Source organism: Oceanisphaera arctica, assembly GCF_002936955.1.
Taxonomy (GTDB): domain Bacteria; phylum Pseudomonadota; class Gammaproteobacteria; order Enterobacterales; family Aeromonadaceae; genus Oceanimonas; species Oceanimonas arctica.
The window spans coordinates 1-12,809 of record NZ_MPZM01000013.1 but is presented as its reverse complement, the minus strand read 5'-3'; the positions used below and the strand labels follow the sequence as shown (position 1 = coordinate 12,809).

The following is a 12,809-nucleotide window of genomic DNA, read 5'->3' as shown; positions in this document are numbered from 1 at the left end:
CTTTGTCAACTTACTCCCGGTGTTTGGGCTTTTGTCACCCTCTGGTTGTGCTAGAATGTGCGCACTTTTGTCCAAACAGGGATTTCCATGAAGGTAATCGAAGGGCTGATGGCCACTCCCGAGGCCAAGGTGGCGATCGTCGTCGCCCGTTTCAACAGCTTTATCAACGACAGCCTGGTGGCCGGAGCACTGGATGTGCTCAAGCGTCAGGGTCAGGTAAAAGATGACAACATCACTCTGGTACGAGTACCGGGTGCCATCGAAATGCCGCTGGTGTGCAAAAAGCTCGCCAAGAGCGGTAACTATGATGCCATCGTTGCCCTGGGCTGCGTGATCCGCGGTGGTACCTACCACTTCGACTTGGTCGCCAATGAAAACAGCAAAGGCATGGCCAGCGTGATGATGGACTTTGAAGTGCCGATTGCCTTCGGAGTGCTGACCACCGAAAACATAGAACAAGCCATCGAGCGCGCTGGCACCAAGGCGGGTAACAAGGGCGCGGAAGCTGCCCTCAGCGCACTTGAAATGATTAACGTCCTGCAAGCGCTGGACTAAGAGGAGTACTGCATTGAAACCGTCTGAACGCCGTAAGGCCCGCCGTCTCGCTACCCAGGCCATCTACCAATGGCAAATGACCAAGGATAACGTGGCCGATATTGCCCAGCAGTTTGCGCTGGAACAGGACACCAAAGGGGTGGATCTGGATTATTTCCGCGATCTGCTGTTTGGGGTCTCGGTTCATGTCAAAGAGCTGGATGCGGTGTTTTCACCTTATCTGTCGCGCCCGCTGGCCGAGCTGGATGTGGTGGACAAGGCGGTGCTGCGGTTGGCCACCTATGAGCTGACCCGGCGTGAAGATGTGCCTTATCGGGTGGTGATCAACGAGGCGATCGAACTGGCCAAGGCCTTTGCCGCCGATGAAAGCCACCGGTTCGTCAACGGCGTGCTCGATAAAGTCATCAAGCAGTTAAAAAAATAACAATTAAGCACGGGAAAAAAGCCAGCGGTCGCTGGCTTTTCATTTATATGAATGAATTCGAAATAATAAAACACTATTTTACCGTCGCCAGTCACCGCAAGGATGTGCTGATGGGCCCGGGGGATGACTGTGCCCTGTTACAGGTGCCACCCCATTCTCTGCTGGCGGTCAGCACCGACACCCTGGTGAGCGGGGTGCACTTTTTTGCCGATATGGACCCCATGGCCCTGGGCCACAAGGCGCTGGCGGTGAATCTCTCGGATCTGGCGGCCATGGGCGCCGACCCCTGCTGGGTGTCGCTGGCCCTGACACTGCCCGAGGTCGACGAAAGCTGGATAAAGGGCTTTTGCGCCGGCTTCTTCGAGCTGGCGGAATATTACAACGTGGCGCTGGTTGGCGGCGACATGACCCGAGGTCCACTGTCCATTACCGTGACCGTGCACGGGACTCTGCCGGAAGGCAAGGGGCTGCGGCGCAACGGTGCTCGTGTGGGAGATGGCATCTATGTCACCGGTACCCTGGGCGATGCGGCGCTGGGCCTGCAACAGGTACAGGGCAAGGTGACTGTACCCGAACAGTACAAGGACTTTGTACGCACCAAGTTCGAGCACCCTCATCCGCGCATTCTGGCGGGACAGGCACTGCGCGACATTGCCACCAGTGCCCTGGATCTGTCCGACGGCCTGGCCGGAGATCTGGCCCATGTGGCCCGCGCCTCCGGCATGCGCGCCCAGCTGGAGTTGGAACAACTGCCGCTCAGTGCCGCCATGCTGGCCACGGTGTCGCGGGAGCAGGCCTGGGAGCTGGCATTGACCGGCGGGGACGATTACGAGTTGTGCTTTACCGTACCCGAGTTGTACCGGGGGCAGCTCGAAACCGCCCTGGCACACTGTGGCGTCAAGTTTACCCGTGTCGGGCGTATGCTTGCCGGTGAGCCGGGCGTCGAGCTGACATCTAAGGGACGCCCTTATCAGCTGGCATCACAAAGCTGGGATCATTTTCGGAGTGTCTGAATGAGAAAGCCTGAGCTGGCGGCGCTGAAGCTGTCCAATCCGTTGCATCTGCTGGCCCTGGGGTTTGGCACCGGTCTTAGTCCGGTCATGCCGGGTACCATGGGTACCTTGGCGGCCATTCCGCTCTATCTGCTGATACAGGGGCTGTCGGCTCCCTGGTATCTGTTGATCCTGGTGCTGGGCTTTGTGGCCGGCATCTGGATTTGCAACGCAGCTACCAGCGCCATCGGCCGTCACGACCACGGTGCCATCGTCTGGGACGAGATCATCGGGTTTGGCATCACCATGTTCGCGGCCCCGGCCGGTGCCTGGTGGATACTGGCGGGCTTCGTGCTGTTCCGGTTCTTCGATATCGTCAAACCCTGGCCCATTCGCTGGTTCGATCGGCGGATACACGGCGGTTTCGGCATCATGTTCGACGATGTTATCGCCGGGCTGTTCGCCCTGGGCTGCCTGCAAGGGCTGGCGGTACTGCTCTAATCAATGGCCGCGTAGCTTTCTGGCTGCGCGGCACTCTTCCTTTCTGCCAAACCTTCAAATCTCGCTTAGGCCAACAGACCTTATACCAATCCCAGTAATGATCTGGTCATATTAGGGCCTCAGATCAGAGGCAACACAGCCGCCTCCCTCGACACGCTACGGGGAATGACACTCATTGTTTCAGCCTGCTGCGAACATTCACTGGATGTTCGGTCAGTCAGAAACAATTCTTCCCGGCGAGACAAGCTCGCCCCATGTAAGCTCGGACATGCCATCTGACCGCCAGGGAGGGCGGGAATGCCGGAACGGCAGGAGCATTTTACGGCCCTGGCATGTCACGGTCGTGGCAGTCGATCTCTGTTTCCTCTTCAGGAATACCGAGTTGCCCACAGATGGCGCCTACAGGCAACGCCGGAGCTTCAAGGAGGACGAAGGGATCTGCTTCGTCGACCATCACATGACAGGTCAACAAAGGCTCCTGCAATGCTGACACTCCCGCCCTCCATGGCGGTCGGATGTCATGTGCTGAGCGTCACAGGGAGGTGCTTGAGCGATTCGGTGGAGCAGTCCCTTCGTTCGACCTTTACAGGGCAGCTAAACAGATCGGTTACTTAATCAGATTGGTATTAGAGTCAAAAGCCTACTTTTTATCGTCAGTCTTTTGGCTTCTATGATACCTCTAGTCATAAATACCATCGATAGTTTTATACTCGAAACATCTTGCTAATTTTGTGAGTTACATCCCTATAACCGCGGTTTGTTTTGGTGTGAAGACAGGCTTACAATGGCGCTTTAATGTTGCTTTTTTGTTGCCGTCTGTCCATGCTCGGCAATAATACACCGGCTACTATTGAGACCTGGTCGGTTGAAGGATGCGCAAGCGAGGGCCCGGTTAAGGATGAACATGTCCCTGTTAGAAGTAAGACACCTGCGAATTGAATATCCGTCCCGTCATGGCGTTATGGCCGCGGTGGACGATCTTTCCTTCAGTATCGAAAAAGGCGAAATCCTCGGCGTGGTCGGGGAGTCTGGCGCCGGCAAGTCGACCATCGGCAATGCGGTTATCGATCTGCTGAGCCCGCCCGGCAGCATTGCCAGTGGTGAGGTTTACCTGGACGGCGAGAAGATCTCCAGCCTGAACCCGACCGAGATGAGTGCTATCCGCGGCAGTCGCATCGGCTTTATTTTTCAGGATCCCATGACCTCGCTCAATCCGCTGTTTACGGTGGAATATCAGATGGTCGAGACCCTGCTGGCCAATACCGACATCAGTCGAGATGCGGCGCGCAAAAAGTCTATTTCGCTGCTCGACGCCGTGGGCATTCCCCAGCCCGAGCTGCGTATCAAGCAGTACCCACATCAGTTTTCCGGCGGTATGCGCCAGCGGGTGGTGATTGCCATCGCCTTGTCCTGCGACCCTGAACTGATTATTGCCGACGAGCCGACCACGGCGCTGGACGTGTCGATTCAGGACCAGATACTGACCCTGATCCGTAACCTGTGCAAAGAGCGCAACGTGGGCTGCATGCTGGTGACCCACGACATGGGCGTGGTGTCCAACGTCACCGACCGGGTGGCGGTGATGTATCGCGGCCGCCTGATGGAAATCGGCCCCACCGCCCGGGTGCTGGGCACGCCGGAGCACGACTACACCAGAAGCCTGATCTCCGCCGTGCCCCGTTCCGACGTCAAGCTGCGGCGCTTTCCGCTGGTGTCCTACATCGAAGACGCCAAAGAAAAGGCCAGCCTGGATCTCAAACACCATTGGCTGGGCCAGAGCCAGGATCAGCGTGATTACGAAGGGCCCTTGTTGCGGGTCGAGCACTGCAATCTGCGCTTCGTGACCAAGGATTCGTTTTTTCCTTCCCGCCGCCAGTATCTGCAGGCCACCAACGATGTGAGCTTCGAGATCCATGAAGGAGAAACCTTCGGTCTGGTAGGGGAGTCGGGCTCCGGCAAGTCCACCATAGCGCGGGCTATTACCGGGCTTTATCCGCCCGATACCGGCAAGATCTGGTTCGAGGGCATAGAGCTCACGGCCATCAAGAGCGAGAAGGAGCGTCGCCCCCTGCGCCGGCAGATGCAGATGGTGTTTCAGAACCCTTATTCATCGCTCAATCCGCGCATGCGGGTGGTGGACATTATTGCCGAGCCGATCCGTTTTCACCATCTGGCGCAGAACGAGTCACAGATCCGCGGCATCGTCGACGACCTGCTCGATTACGTCGGCCTGGGTCGGGCGGCGGGGCTGAAGTTTCCTCACGAGTTTTCCGGCGGTCAGCGCCAGCGCATTTCCATCGCCCGCGCCCTGGCCACCAGGCCCCGGCTGCTGATTTGCGACGAGCCTACTTCGGCGCTGGATGTGTCGGTACAGGCGCAAATATTGAATTTGCTCAAGGATTTGCAGGATGAGCTGAAGCTGACCATGCTGTTCATCAGCCACGATCTGCCGGTGATCCGGCAGATGTGTGATCGCATAGGGGTGATGAAGAAAGGCACCCTTGTGGAGGTGGCGCCCACCGAGCAACTGTTTACCGATGCGGCAGATCCCTACAGCCGCTCACTGATTGCATTGATGCCCGAGTTCAAGGGCATGTCACGGGAAGGCCTGGACATTTCCAATGCCCAAGCGGGCCAATATTAATCATGTCAACGGAGTGTTTCATGAAATCAGGACTCAACAAAGTAACGGCGGCGCTGCTGGCGGCCGGTCTGGCATTCAGCGTACAGGCGGCGGATATCACCATCGCCTATGACGCGGATCCGGTGTCGATGGACCCGCACGAGCAGCTGTCCGGTGCGACCATGGAAATGTCTCACCTGCTGTTCGATCCCTTGGTGCGCTGGACCAAGGACTTTCAGTTTGAGCCGCGGCTGGCAGAAAAATGGGAGCGCATCGATGAAAACACAATGCGTTTTCATCTGCGCCAGGGCGTCAAGTTTCACAGCGGCAACGAGCTTACCGCCGATGACGTAGTCTGGACCTTCAAACGCCTGAAGGAGTCTCCCGACTTCAAGGCCATTTTCGAACCCTTCAGCGCCGCGACCAAGGTCGATGACCACACGGTGGATCTGGTGACCAAGGGGCCCTTCCCGCTGGTGCTGAACACCCTGACCTATTTGTTCCCGATGGACTCCAAGTTCTACAGCGGCAGCACCGACGACGGCAAGAACAAGGGCGAGGTGGTCAAGCACGGCAGCTCCTTCGCCTCTACCCATACCTCAGGCACCGGCCCCTTCAAGCTCAAATTTCGCCAGCAGGGTGTGAAGGTGGAATACGAGCGTAATGCCGATTACTGGGATACCAAATCGCCCGGTAACGTACAGAACATGACCCTGGTGCCAATCAAGGAAGACGCCACCCGAGTGGCGGCGCTGCTGGCCGGTGACGTGGACTTCATCAAGCCGGTGTCGCCCAACGATCACGCCCGGGTCGAGTCTGCCAATGGCGTCAAGCTGGTGACAGAGGCGGGTACCCGCATCATCACCTTCCAGCTGAACCAGGATCGCTTTGAACCCTTCAAGGATGTGCGTGTGCGCCAGGCGGTGAACTATGCCATCAACCAGGATGGCATCGTCAAGCGCATCATGCGTGGCTTTGGCACCACCGCGGGCCAGCAGCCGCCTGCCGGTTATGTGGGCCACAACCCCGAGCTGACACCGCGTTTCGATCTGGACAAGGCCAAGCAGCTGATGGCGGAAGCCGGTTACAAGGATGGCTTCAAGATCAGCATGATCGCGCCCAACAACCGCTACGTGAACGACTACCGTATTGCCGAGGCGGTCAAGGCGATGCTGGCACGCATCAACATAGATGTGGATCTCAAGACCATGCCGGTGGCCCAGTACTGGCCGGAGTTCGACAAGTGCGCCGCCGACATGCTGATGATTGGCTGGCACTCGGACACCGAAGACACAGCCAACTTCTCCGAGTTTCTGACCATGACCCGTAACGAAGAAACTGGTCGTGGCCAGTACAACTGCGGCCACTACGCCAACCCGGAGCTGGACGCGCTTATCGAGTCCGCCAACCTGGAAACCGATGGCGACAAGCGCGAAGTGATGCTGCAACGGGCCGAGAAAATCCTGTATGACGATGCCGCCTTCGTGCCGCTGCACTGGCAGAACCTGGCCTGGGGCGCGCGCAACAACGTAGAAGCCGAGCTGGTGGTCAACGCCATGGACTTCCCGTACCTCGGTGATCTGGTCGTCAAATAAAATCAGGGACTAGGGAATAGGGAGTCGCCCAATTCCCTAATCCCCATTCCCCATTCCCGCAGTTGGAATTTAAAAGATGCTAACGTTTTTGCTGAAACGGCTGTTCCAGGTTCTGATCGTGATGTTCGTCATCAGCCTGGTGGCGTTTTCGATTCAGGACAATCTGGGCGACCCCCTGCGCGAGCTGGTCGGCCAGTCGGTATCGGAAGAGGTACGCCAGGAGATGCGTACCGAGATGGGTCTGAACGATCCCTTCATGGTCAAGTACGGCCGTTTTATCGGCAATGCGCTGCAGGGTGACTTTGGCACATCGTACTTTTACAAGCAGCCGACCCTGGAGGTGATTTTCGAGAAATTACCGGCCACACTGGAACTGGTGTTTTGTGCCAGCATCCTCATTATTGCTCTCAGCATACCGCTGGGGGTCTATTCCGCCATCAAGCCCCGTGCGTTTTTGTCCCGGGCCGTGATGGGGGTGAGCATTATCGGGATTTCGGTGCCGGTGTTCCTCACCGCGATTCTGCTGATGTATGTGTTTTCCATCGAACTCGGCTGGCTGCCCGCCTATGGCCGCGGTACGCTGACCAGCCCGCTGGGCTGGGAGTCGGGGCTATTCAACTGGCAGGGCTTTCGCAACCTGATACTGCCGAGTGTGGCGCTGTCGTCCATCATGCTGCCCTTGTTCATCCGGCTGGTGCGCTCTGAAATGCTGGAGCAGCTGAGCGCGGAATACGTCAAGTTTGCCTGGGCCAAGGGCCTGGACAAATACCGCATCTGGTTTATCCATGCGCTGAAAAATACCCTGTTGCCGTTGATCACCGTAGGCGGGGTGCAAATCGGCACCATGGTGGCCTACACCATTCTGACCGAGACCGTGTTTCAGTGGCCGGGCATCGGCCTGCTGTTTCTCGACGCCATCAACCGGGTAGATACGCCGCTGATCACCACCTACGTGATTTTTGTCGGCTTCATCTTTGTGGTGACCAACACCATCGTCGATTTGATCTACGGTCTGATCAACCCGACCGTTAACCTGGCTGCGAAGGGATAAGCACCATGACTACAGACGTTAACCCGAGCCGTTGGGCCCGTTTCAAACAGTCGGATTTTCTGTACCATTTTCGGCGTGACAAGGTGGCCATGGTCAGCTTTGCGGTGTTTGTGTCCTTGCTGGCTGCCGCCTTGCTGTCGCCGATTATCGCGCCGCACAACCCTTACGATCTGGCGACCATCGACATTCTGGACTCGGAGCTGCCGCCAAGCTGGCAGGAAATGGGCGACGAACGCTTTGTGCTGGGCACCGATGTGCAGGGCCGGGATATTCTGAGCACTATTCTCTATGGCTCGCGGGTGTCGCTGATCATCGGCCTGGGCGCGGTGGCGCTGCAGCTGGTGATCGGTATCGTGGTCGGCCTGTCTGCCGGTTACTTCGGTGGCCGCATAGATAACCTCTTGATGCGGATAGCCGATGTGCAGCTGTCGTTCTCGACCATGATGGTGGCCATAATTGTGTCGGCGGTGTTTCAGGCCACCCTGGGCGCGGACTTTTACGCCGAATATGCGGTGCTGATGCTGGTGGTGATCATCGGCCTGGCCGAATGGCCCCAGTATGCGCGCACCATTCGCGCCACCGTGCTGGCGGAGAAGAAGAAGGAATACGTGGAGGCGGCCAAGGTGATGGGCTTCAAGTCCATGCGCATCATGTTCCGCCACATACTGCCCAACTGCCTGTCGCCTATTCTGGTGATCTCCACGGTGCAGGTGGCCAACGCCATCATGAGCGAAGCGGCGCTGTCGTTCCTGGGGCTGGGCATGCCGGTAGACAAACCCTCGCTGGGTTCCTTGATCAGCATGGGCTTCAGCTACATCTTCTCCGGCTCCTGGTGGATTACCGCCTTCCCCGGTATTTATCTGGTGATACTGGTGCTGGTGATCAACCTGCTCGGTGACTGGCTGCGGGATGTGTTCAACCCCAAGATTTACAAGGGTTAAGACATAACCCGGCCTGACAAAACGCCATGGTTAACGCCATGGCGTTTTTTTAGTGCCTGCAGGTTATGATTGCGGTTTCCCGGTACTCAACACGGAGTTTCTTCCCTTGCTCGCCACCCTGTACTCACTTTCACCTCTAACTTCGCGCCGACGGCTGGCCGGAATACTGATCATGACGGCCATGGCGCTGGTGGCGGCGGAGTTGCTGGGGCTGCCGGTCAGTCGTAACTGGGCCGGGGCGGGGTACTGGGGGGCGGCCCTGTTGTTGTGGCCGGGGTTGGCCCGGCGCAATCGCATTCAGGCACTGCTGTTGCTGCTGGTGGGGGCCGGTTGTCTGGCATTGAGCCATTGGCAGGGCGCCGAGGTGGATGTTGAACGGCTGTTGGTCGGTAACAGCAGTCTGCTTTCCATGCTGGTGGCGGTGAGTTTTCTCGGGCTGGTGAGCCGCCCCGGTGGTGAGGACGATGCCTCTTTGCCCCGCGGGCGCCGGGCGGTGGCCTCTACCCTGGGGGCGGTTCATCTGTTCGGCTCCGTGATTAACCTGTCGTCGGTATTCATCATCGGCGATCGTCTGGCCCGGCGGGGCAGCCTGAGCCGGGAACAGTCAATCGTACTTATTCGTGGCTTTACCGCAGCCGCCTTCTGGTCGCCCTTTTTCGCCGCCATGGCGGTGGCGCTGAGCGTGGCGCCCGATGCCCGCTTGAGTATGCTCTGGCTGGTCAGCATGCCGCTGGCGCTGCTGGCCATGGGCCTGACCTTCTGGCAGTTGTACCGGCAGAAGGGCGGGGAGGAGACCGCCCCTGTCGGCGACTTCGTCGGTTATCCGCTGCATCTGGGCGGGGTCTGGCTACCAGGCCTGCTGGCGGCGGGGGTGCTGTTGTCGCATCAGCTGTGGCCGTCACTGTCCATTTTGTCGGTGATCACCCTGCTGTCGCCCTTGCTCAGCCTGCTGGTATTGGCGGCGGGAAGACGCTCGCCGGTGGCGGGGCTGGGGCAGCTGGTAAATGGCAGATTGCCGCAGATGGGTAACGAACTGGCTCTCTTTCTTGCCGCCGGGGTGCTGGCATACGGGCTGGAAAGCCTGCTGTCGAGCTGGGGGGGGACCCTGCCACTTGGCGGCTTTGGCGCCACAGAGGCCAGTCTGACCTATCTGGCGACTGTGTTGTTGTCCTTGCTGGGTATTCACCCCATTATCTGTATCGCGCTGGCGGGCTCCGTACTGGCACCGATTGAGCCGAATCATACCCTGCTGGCGCTGGTGTTTTTGTCGTCCTGGGCGGTGGGAACGCCCACCGGGCCCCTGTCCGGCATCAACCTGGCGTTTCAGGGCCGCTACGGGGTGGACTCTTTCCGGATCATGCGTTGGAACCTGAGCTATCTGGGTCTGATGTCGGCATTGGTCGTGGTGGCCATCTGGATACTGGCCGCCCTGCTCGGGGTGGATTAAGCGTGATGCTGGTATAACATTCGGGTGTTGGAATCGATGGCGCCATCTAGTGGCGTCTTTTGCAGGAGAAAACCGTGAAATTTATCTGGCTAAAGGTGTTGCTGACCGTATTAATCTTTGCCGGCCTGTTCGCCTGGGTCTACTACAAGGTTGCGAGCGGCAGCATGTAACATACGTTGCGTGAAACGCAGCCGACCCAAGGGGATCTATGTATACTAGGTGCAGCAACCGCCGGGCATCGGATCAGAGGCGATAAGTGTTGTTAATGAGCGCTCGACTTGTTCAAAAAACATTCGATTTTGTCGCTGTGGCTATTTGCGCCCGGCAAGGTTCTACTGCATAATACGCGCCTAAAAATCTGATGTGCGGTGTGTCGGTATTCTTCACATACTCCGTCTACTTCTTCAATCAACCATAAAAGTTGCATCATGTCCGAATTATCAAAATATAGAAATATTGGTATCTTCGCTCACGTTGACGCGGGTAAAACCACGACCACCGAGCGTATCCTGAAGCTGACCGGTCGAATCCACAAAGCGGGCGAGACCCACGACGGTGAATCGACTACCGACTTCATGGAGCAGGAAGCCGAGCGCGGTATTACCATTCAGTCTGCAGCTGTAAGTTGTTTCTGGAAAGACCACCGCTTCAACGTTATCGACACCCCTGGACACGTTGACTTCACCGTTGAAGTTTACCGTTCACTGAAAGTGCTGGATGGCGGTATCGGTGTATTCTGTGGTTCCGGCGGTGTTGAGCCCCAGTCAGAAACCAACTGGCGCTATGCGAACGACTCTGAAGTTGCGCGTATTATCTTCGTCAACAAGCTGGACCGTATCGGTGCCGACTTCTTGCGCGTTGTTCAGCAGACTCGTGACGTACTGGCGGCTAACCCCATTGTTATGGTGCTGCCCATCGGTATCGAAGACGACTTCAAGGGCGTTGTTGACCTGCTGACCCGCAAAGCCTACGTCTGGGACGAGACTGGTCTGCCAGAAAACTACAGCATCGAAGATGTTCCGGCCGACATGGTTGACATGGTAGAAGAATACCGTGAAATGCTGGTTGAAAGTGCCGTTGAGCAAGACGACGACCTGATGGAATCTTACATGGAAGGTGTTGAACCCTCCATCGAAGACATCAAGCGTTGTATCCGTAAGGGTACTCGTACCATGGCGTTGTTCCCAACTTACTGTGGTTCTGCCTTTAAGAACAAAGGCATGCAGCTGGTACTGGACGCGGTAGTTGATTACCTGCCAAGCCCAGTTGAAGTTGATCCTCAGCCGCTGACTGATGAAGAAGGCGTTGAAACTGGCGAATTCGCTATCGTTGATCCGGCTCTGCCCTTTAAAGCCTTGGCCTTTAAAGTAATGGATGACCGCTTCGGTGCCCTGACCTTCGTACGTATTTATACGGGCCGTCTGAAGAAGGGTGACACCATCCTGAACAGCTTTACCGGTAAAACCGAACGTGTTGGTCGTATGGTTGAAATGCATGCGGATGAGCGTAAAGAACTGGAATCGGCACAAGCCGGTGACATCATCGCCATCATCGGTATGAAGAACGTGCAAACCGGCCACACCCTGTGTGATCCTAAGCACCCTTGTACTCTGGAAGCCATGGTATTCCCAGAGCCAGTTATCTCTATCGCGGTTGCGCCGAAAGACAAGAACGGTTCCGAGAAGATGGGCGTGGCTATCGGTAAGATGATTGCTGAAGATCCAACGTTCCGCGTAGAAACTGACATTGATTCCGGCGAAACCATCCTGAAAGGCATGGGCGAATTGCACCTGGACATCAAGGTCGACATCCTGAAGCGTACCTACGGTGTTGAACTGATCGTTGGTGAGCCACAGGTTGCCTACCGCGAAACCATTACTGCCGAAGTGGAAGACAGCTATACCCACAAGAAGCAGTCTGGTGGTTCCGGTCAGTACGGTAAAATTGACTATAAGATCCGTCCAGGTGAGCAGAACACTGGCTTCTTGTTCAAATCATCCGTTGTGGGTGGTAACGTTCCTAAAGAATTCTGGCCTGCCATCGAGAAAGGCTTTGGCAGCATGATGAACACAGGTACCATCGCTGGTTTCCCTGTGCTGGACGTTGAATTCGAACTGCTCGATGGTGCTTTCCACGCAGTTGACTCCTCGGCCATCGCGTTCGAAATTGCTGCTAAAGGCGCGTTCCGTCAGTCTATCGCCAAAGCCAAGCCACAGTTGCTTGAGCCGGTGATGAAGGTTGACGTGTTCACCCCGGAAGACCATGTTGGTGACGTTATTGGTGACTTGAACCGTCGTCGCGGCATGATCAAAGATCAAATCGCTGGCGTAACCGGTGTGCGCATCAAGGCTGACGTACCCCTGTCCGAAATGTTTGGCTACATTGGTTCACTGCGTACCATGACTTCTGGTCGTGGTCAGTTCTCCATGGAGTTCTCGCACTATTCTGGTTGCCCGGCCAACGTATCTGAAAAAGTTGTTGCTCAGGTTAAAGAACGTAAAGCCGCTGAAGCCAAGAAGTAATTCTGGTTTAAAGACGCTGGTTCTTTGATAAAAACCGCTGCCTCGGCAGCGGTTTTTTTATGGGTGAAGATAATACCAAACAGATTAAATAACTGATCTATTTGGCGTTTCTGTTAAGGTCGGACAAAGGGCCGCTCCACTGACACGCCGTAAACCCA

Annotated in this window: 11 protein-coding genes; 10 read left to right on the top strand and 1 reads right to left on the bottom strand. The window is 56.8% G+C overall.

Going from position 1 to position 12,809, the window contains the following annotated elements; translation table 11 throughout:
- Window positions 1–87 precede the first annotated feature (87 nt).
- The 4 genes from ribH to UN63_RS07865 are packed head-to-tail and all read left to right on the top strand — an operon-like array spanning window position 88 to window position 2,472.
- On the top strand, window positions 88–555 hold the full coding sequence (gene ribH / locus UN63_RS07880; RefSeq protein ID WP_071471517.1) for a 6,7-dimethyl-8-ribityllumazine synthase: 468 nt from the start codon (window positions 88–90) through the stop codon (window positions 553–555).
- Between the two features lie 13 nt (window positions 556–568).
- Window positions 569–979 carry a transcription antitermination factor NusB gene (gene nusB / locus UN63_RS07875; RefSeq protein WP_104486229.1) on the top strand — a complete coding sequence of 137 codons (411 nt, stop codon included), beginning with the start codon at window positions 569–571 and terminating at the stop codon, window positions 977–979.
- A 47-nt stretch (window positions 980–1,026) separates the two neighbouring features.
- Window positions 1,027–1,992 (top strand): thiamine-phosphate kinase, encoded by a 966-nt coding sequence (thiL, locus tag UN63_RS07870; RefSeq protein WP_104486228.1) that lies wholly within the window; start codon window positions 1,027–1,029, stop codon window positions 1,990–1,992.
- Window positions 1,993–2,472, top strand: coding sequence for a phosphatidylglycerophosphatase A family protein (locus tag UN63_RS07865; RefSeq protein ID WP_104486227.1), 480 nt, complete (start codon window positions 1,993–1,995; stop codon window positions 2,470–2,472). It abuts the gene before it with no gap.
- Between the two features lie 319 nt (window positions 2,473–2,791).
- On the opposite strand, the gene UN63_RS17075 is transcribed toward UN63_RS07865, so the two are convergent.
- Entirely contained in the window at window positions 2,792–2,965 is a 174-nt protein-coding gene (locus UN63_RS17075; protein ID WP_181068207.1) for a hypothetical protein, read from the bottom strand.
- 411 nt (window positions 2,966–3,376) lie between these two features.
- Between UN63_RS17075 and UN63_RS07860 the strand changes: the two genes are divergently transcribed.
- The 6 genes from UN63_RS07860 (at window position 3,377) to fusA (ending at window position 12,651) form a co-directional block, all read left to right on the top strand.
- Complete coding sequence (locus UN63_RS07860; protein ID WP_104486290.1) at window positions 3,377–5,116, top strand: dipeptide ABC transporter ATP-binding protein; 1,740 nt, start codon at window positions 3,377–3,379, stop codon at window positions 5,114–5,116.
- A gap of 20 nt (window positions 5,117–5,136) precedes the next feature.
- Complete coding sequence (locus UN63_RS07855) at window positions 5,137–6,690, top strand: ABC transporter substrate-binding protein (RefSeq protein ID WP_104486226.1); 1,554 nt, start codon at window positions 5,137–5,139, stop codon at window positions 6,688–6,690.
- 76 nt (window positions 6,691–6,766) lie between these two features.
- Window positions 6,767–7,741, top strand: coding sequence for an ABC transporter permease (locus tag UN63_RS07850; protein ID WP_104486225.1), 975 nt, complete (start codon window positions 6,767–6,769; stop codon window positions 7,739–7,741).
- A gap of 5 nt (window positions 7,742–7,746) precedes the next feature.
- Complete coding sequence (locus UN63_RS07845) at window positions 7,747–8,682, top strand: ABC transporter permease (RefSeq protein WP_219821093.1); 936 nt, start codon at window positions 7,747–7,749, stop codon at window positions 8,680–8,682.
- A gap of 172 nt (window positions 8,683–8,854) precedes the next feature.
- Complete coding sequence (locus tag UN63_RS07840) at window positions 8,855–10,129, top strand: hypothetical protein (protein WP_229793532.1); 1,275 nt, start codon at window positions 8,855–8,857, stop codon at window positions 10,127–10,129.
- A gap of 428 nt (window positions 10,130–10,557) precedes the next feature.
- Window positions 10,558–12,651: an elongation factor G gene (gene fusA / locus UN63_RS07835; protein WP_104486222.1), complete on the top strand. Its 2,094-nt coding sequence runs from the start codon at window positions 10,558–10,560 to the stop codon at window positions 12,649–12,651.
- Window positions 12,652–12,809 lie beyond the last annotated feature (158 nt).

Bases quoted from the DNA above. Each gene is read 5' to 3' on its own strand.
- UN63_RS07860 (WP_104486290.1), top strand. From the start codon at position 3,377: ATGTCCCTGTTAGAAGTAAGACACCTGCGAATTGAATATCCGTCCCGT.
- ribH (WP_071471517.1), top strand. From the start codon at position 88: ATGAAGGTAATCGAAGGGCTGATGGCCACTCCCGAGGCCAAGGTGGCG.
- UN63_RS07845 (WP_219821093.1), top strand. From the start codon at position 7,747: ATGACTACAGACGTTAACCCGAGCCGTTGGGCCCGTTTCAAACAGTCG.
- UN63_RS07865 (WP_104486227.1), top strand. From the start codon at position 1,993: ATGAGAAAGCCTGAGCTGGCGGCGCTGAAGCTGTCCAATCCGTTGCAT.
- UN63_RS07840 (WP_229793532.1), top strand. From the start codon at position 8,855: ATGACGGCCATGGCGCTGGTGGCGGCGGAGTTGCTGGGGCTGCCGGTC.
- thiL (WP_104486228.1), top strand. From the start codon at position 1,027: ATGAATGAATTCGAAATAATAAAACACTATTTTACCGTCGCCAGTCAC.
- fusA (WP_104486222.1), top strand. From the start codon at position 10,558: ATGTCCGAATTATCAAAATATAGAAATATTGGTATCTTCGCTCACGTT.
- UN63_RS07855 (WP_104486226.1), top strand. From the start codon at position 5,137: ATGAAATCAGGACTCAACAAAGTAACGGCGGCGCTGCTGGCGGCCGGT.
- UN63_RS07850 (WP_104486225.1), top strand. From the start codon at position 6,767: ATGCTAACGTTTTTGCTGAAACGGCTGTTCCAGGTTCTGATCGTGATG.